The 3,300-nt window shown below is 38.5% G+C and carries 3 protein-coding genes and 9 tRNA genes; all 12 read right to left on the reverse strand.

Features of this window, described 5'->3' with window-relative positions:
* On the reverse strand, positions 1-956 hold a 956-nt coding region (locus FRX52_RS05525; RefSeq protein WP_398586894.1), incomplete at its 3' end, for a coiled-coil domain-containing protein.
* Between the two features lie 98 nt (positions 957-1,054).
* On the reverse strand, positions 1,055-1,552 hold the full coding sequence (gene mreD, locus FRX52_RS03260; protein WP_146538482.1) for a rod shape-determining protein MreD: 498 nt from the start codon (positions 1,550-1,552) through the stop codon (positions 1,055-1,057).
* 4 nt (positions 1,553-1,556) lie between these two features.
* Positions 1,557-2,372 carry a rod shape-determining protein MreC gene (gene mreC, locus FRX52_RS03265; protein WP_146538483.1) on the reverse strand — a complete coding sequence of 272 codons (816 nt, stop codon included), beginning with the start codon at positions 2,370-2,372 and terminating at the stop codon, positions 1,557-1,559.
* A 72-nt stretch (positions 2,373-2,444) separates the two neighbouring features.
* Positions 2,445-2,532, reverse strand: a tRNA-Ser gene (locus FRX52_RS03270).
* 12 nt (positions 2,533-2,544) lie between these two features.
* A tRNA-Ile gene (locus FRX52_RS03275) sits at positions 2,545-2,618 on the reverse strand.
* A 21-nt stretch (positions 2,619-2,639) separates the two neighbouring features.
* A tRNA-Gly gene (locus FRX52_RS03280) sits at positions 2,640-2,710 on the reverse strand.
* A gap of 8 nt (positions 2,711-2,718) precedes the next feature.
* Positions 2,719-2,791 (reverse strand) — tRNA-Phe (locus FRX52_RS03285).
* Positions 2,792-2,795: 4 nt separating this feature from the next.
* Positions 2,796-2,869 (reverse strand) — tRNA-Met (locus FRX52_RS03290).
* Between the two features lie 16 nt (positions 2,870-2,885).
* Positions 2,886-2,975 (reverse strand) — tRNA-Ser (locus tag FRX52_RS03295).
* Between the two features lie 14 nt (positions 2,976-2,989).
* Positions 2,990-3,063, reverse strand: a tRNA-Ile gene (locus tag FRX52_RS03300).
* 26 nt (positions 3,064-3,089) lie between these two features.
* Positions 3,090-3,163 (reverse strand) — tRNA-Met (locus tag FRX52_RS03305).
* Between the two features lie 11 nt (positions 3,164-3,174).
* Positions 3,175-3,248 (reverse strand) — tRNA-Pro (locus FRX52_RS03310).
* Positions 3,249-3,300: the final 52 nt, after the last annotated feature.

The following is a 3,300-nucleotide window of genomic DNA, read 5'->3' on the forward strand; positions in this document are numbered from 1 at the left end:
ACTGGAGTTGATTCTACTACTGGTGCTGAAACTTCTTCTACCACTGGAGTTGATTCTACTACTGGTGCTGAAACTTCTTCTACCACTGGAGTTGATTCTACTACTGGTGCTGAAACTTCTTCTACCACTGGAGTTGATTCCACTACTGGTGCTGAAACTTCTTCTACCACTGGAGTTGATTCCACTACTGGTGCTGAAACTTCTTCTACCACTGGAGTTGATTCCACTACAGCTTGTTGAGCCAATGCTTGAGCTTCTAATTCAGCTTGCATTTGAGCTACTACAGCTGCTTCTTGTGCTTGTTTTTCAGCAACAATAGCTGCCTTTTGACCTTCAGCATTCGCAATTTCTGTTGCTAGATTAGCTTGTACAGCCTCTAATTCAGCTTGTTGATTAGATAAAGCAACTGTGTTTTCAGCAATCATCGCTTGATTAGCTGCCACTTGATTTTGAGCTTCATGATTTTGAGCTTGTTTAGCTTCTAAAGTAACTTTATCAGCTTTTTGTTGCGACAACATGTTATCACTTGCTACTACAATTTCACGAATCGCTACAATACGGTTAATTGCTTCTGACACCGATTTTGAATTAAGAATCGTATTGATGTAGTTTGTTGCTGTGTTATTTTTTTGTGCACTACGAGCTTGTTTTTTCAAAGACTCATTGCGAGCTACAATTTTATTTGACAGTGATTGAATTTGCTCTGTTAAAGCTTGAGATTCTGCTTGCAAGCGATCATTCTCAGCAACTAAATTTGCTTGTTCTACTTGAAGCGAACTTACTTGAGCTTGAATACTAGCTACCTGACCTTGAGTTAAAAGTTGTTGTTCAGTTAAATGACTAATAACATTATCTTGTGCAGCAATTTGCGACTCATAATCTTCTGCACTTACTGTTGCTGTTGTCGTCAAGGTAACTCCACTGACTAAAACTGCTGATAAAATACGTTTTTTCATAATACTATTACTCTCCTTATCAATTGGACATTTATTATTATAGCAAATAATGAGAGCTGCTATGTTACGCTATTATTACACTTTGATGTTAAAATTGCTTACCAGTTATTACGCTTTGATAAACCAAGCAGTAATAGTAAACTAATAAAGCTATTATAAAGCAAACTTGGTGCCAGACTGAAGGCAATAAAGTCAACGATAGGATAAGTTGTTAATTGATAAGTATAAGCTAAAACATAGAGTGCTATTTCAAAAAAGAAATTAACCAATAAAACAACTAAAAACAATTGAAATGGATTGGTTTCTTGAAATTTAGGAAATTTTCTTAGCACATAAAGCATACTAGGAAACAAAAGGCTAGTTAAACCAATCATTCTAAAATAATAGACATCTCCTAAAAAACCAACTATGGCGTACAACCAATAAAGAGAAAATGACTGATTATATCTAGCTTGATAAACTAGAACAAATAGGAAAATATGGGAAACCAACCTAAATTCTTCATTAAAAAATTGATTTAGACTGTTTGACAAGTGAACATCTACAAGTAAAGTCAGAAGTAAGAAAATCAAATTCATCCATTTATTATTTAACAACAGCTCATCTCCCTACCAATATAATAACAGACAAATTCGAAAAATCTGCCCATGGCTTCACTTTAGCTGTTCGTGTCTTATTATCTACAGCTATTAATTGACCCACTGGAATATCTGCTACCGTTTCACCATCTAAACCACTGGTCACAACATCTCCCTCTGGTTTAAAGTCATCTGAACTATTGATATCAGAAATCAAAAGAAGCCCTTCATTTTGATCGTAGCCTGATAACAAACCATAAATTACTTTTTCTTGATTAGTCCATTTTACTGGGATAGCAAGAACTTCATTTTGCCTTGTTAACAAACTAAGCTTGCTACTATTTTGATTAACATCAACAATTTTACCAATCAAACCTTTTTCAGATACAGCTAACATTTGAGTTTTTACTTGTTTATCTTGACCGGCATTTAAAGTCAATTCATCCCACCAAAGCAAAGGAGAGCGTGTAATCACCTCTGTTGTAATTTTCTGCTGTGATGACACCTTTTCTTGCATTTCTAAAGTCTTTCTTAATTGTTCATTCTCACTCTTGACAGCAAGTAATTCTTCTCTTTGATCCGATAAAGTAGATAAAGACGCTTTTAACTTTCCGTTCTCCTCATAAGTTCTCAATAAATCATTAAGTGAATCTGAAAGATTCTTTCCCCAACGAAAAGGTAAAGATAGTAAATTATCTACTGTAGCCATACTACTTGTTATTGGCGATAAACTTTGATTGATGAATTGCTTATTTGTGATAAGAAAAAAAAGAAAGCCTACCGCTACAATTAACCCTATAATCACTCTCAAAATCAGTCTAGACCACTTATTTTGCATAACATCAACCCAATTTCTACTAATTTTATATAAAAAGAAAACGAGCTATCCATTGATAACATCGTTCTAAAACGGAGAATAAGGGATTCGAACCCTTGCGCCAGTTACCCGACCTAACGATTTAGCAAACCGTCCTCTTCAGCCTCTTGAGTAATTCTCCAACATATAATAATGGGCACGAGTGGACTCGAACCACCGACCTCACGCTTATCAGGCGTGCGCTCTAACCACCTGAGCTACGCGCCCAAACTATCTAAATAAGATAAAAGCGGGTGACGAGAATCGAACTCGCGACAACAGCTTGGAAGGCTGTAGTTTTACCACTAAACTACACCCGCATTAAATATGGCGCGAGACGGAATCGAACCGCCGACACATGGAGCTTCAATCCATTGCTCTACCAACTGAGCTACCGAGCCATAATTGCGGGAGCAGGATTTGAACCTACGACCTTCGGGTTATGAGCCCGACGAGCTACCTAGCTGCTCCATCCCGCGATATTCTATTATTAAAAGGAGGATGTGGGATTCGAACCCACGCACGCTTTTACACGCCTGACGGTTTTCAAGACCGTTCCCTTCAGCCAGACTTGGGTAATCCTCCACAATATAACAATATGGACCTTGTAGGACTCGAACCTACGACCGCTCGGTTATGAGCCGAGTGCTCTAACCAGTTGAGCTAAAGGTCCTCAAGTCATGCAAAATCATATAAAAATAGCGGCGAAGGGGATCGAACCCCCGACCTCCCGGGTATGAACCGGACGCTCTAGCCAGCTGAGCTACACCGCCTTTATTTTATATCGGGAAGACAGGATTCGAACCTGCGACCCCTTGGTCCCAAACCAAGTACTCTACCAAGCTGAGCTACTTCCCGATAACTATGCACCCTAGAGGAGTCGAACCTCTAACCGCCTGATTCGTAGTCA

Source organism: Streptococcus sp. sy018, assembly GCF_007859185.1.
GTDB lineage: Bacteria > Bacillota > Bacilli > Lactobacillales > Streptococcaceae > Streptococcus.

What these genes read in the sequence shown, in the direction of transcription:
- mreC (WP_146538483.1), bottom strand. Translation starts at nt 2,372, where the DNA reads ATGCAAAATAAGTGGTCTAGACTGATTTTGAGAGTGATTATAGGGTTA.